This is a genomic window from Aliivibrio sp. A6 (genome assembly GCF_028765505.1).
In the GTDB taxonomy this organism is placed as follows: Bacteria; Pseudomonadota; Gammaproteobacteria; order Enterobacterales; family Vibrionaceae; genus Aliivibrio; species Aliivibrio finisterrensis_A.
Genome location: NZ_JARACR010000116.1, coordinates 1 through 621, shown reverse-complemented (window position 1 = coordinate 621; position 621 = coordinate 1). Strand labels below are relative to the sequence as shown.

Sequence of the window (621 nt, the reverse complement as noted above, 5' to 3'; positions counted from 1 at the left end):
TAACGCCTGCATAACACGTTTGCTACGATACAGACCTAGCTGAATTTTACTACCTTAATCACTGAAACTAAAGGCAAACTGACAACGCCGAGTGTAGCAAATCGTGTTGATGCATTTGTTATGTGCGTACTAACGGTTTATTTCGGGACTTATTATTCCAAGGAAGAACTTTTCCCGTCGGCGTATTTTGATAAATAATCTGGTCTTCAATTGATAATCTTAATGGATCGGGAGATACATGAATTGTCGTAATTCCAATAGAGCTGCCTTTGGAAACCACATTTTCTACTTTGCTTAACTTTGATTGTGTTTGCTTCGGTTTTTTAAACAAATGCTGCTTTATTCTTTCTATAATTTTAGACTCGGTTCTCTGACCAACATACATAGGAGTCCACTCTGAACAGCTCTTACCTCGCACCCAAAGAGCATATATATTTGCACCTTTAACTACTTCATTTTTTATTCGTTCATCATTAATATTCGAGTTAAGACTTAAATCATTAATATCATCATATTGGATAATAACTGGATCCCTTTCCATAAGTAACTTTATCGACTTTTGGACTCGACTTTGGAATTGATCATCAACAATCATTGAATTTCCTTATTCTTTTAAGCACA

General features: G+C 35.3%; 1 protein-coding gene. It reads right to left on the bottom strand.

Going from position 1 to position 621, the window contains the following annotated elements:
* Positions 1-118 precede the first annotated feature (118 nt).
* Positions 119-595 (bottom strand): hypothetical protein, encoded by a 477-nt coding sequence (locus PVK70_RS18855; protein WP_130049509.1) that lies wholly within the window; start codon positions 593-595, stop codon positions 119-121.
* Between the last annotated feature and the right edge of the window lie 26 nt (positions 596-621).

Bases quoted from the DNA above. Each gene is read 5' to 3' on its own strand.
- PVK70_RS18855 (WP_130049509.1), bottom strand. From the start codon at position 595: ATGATTGTTGATGATCAATTCCAAAGTCGAGTCCAAAAGTCGATAAAG.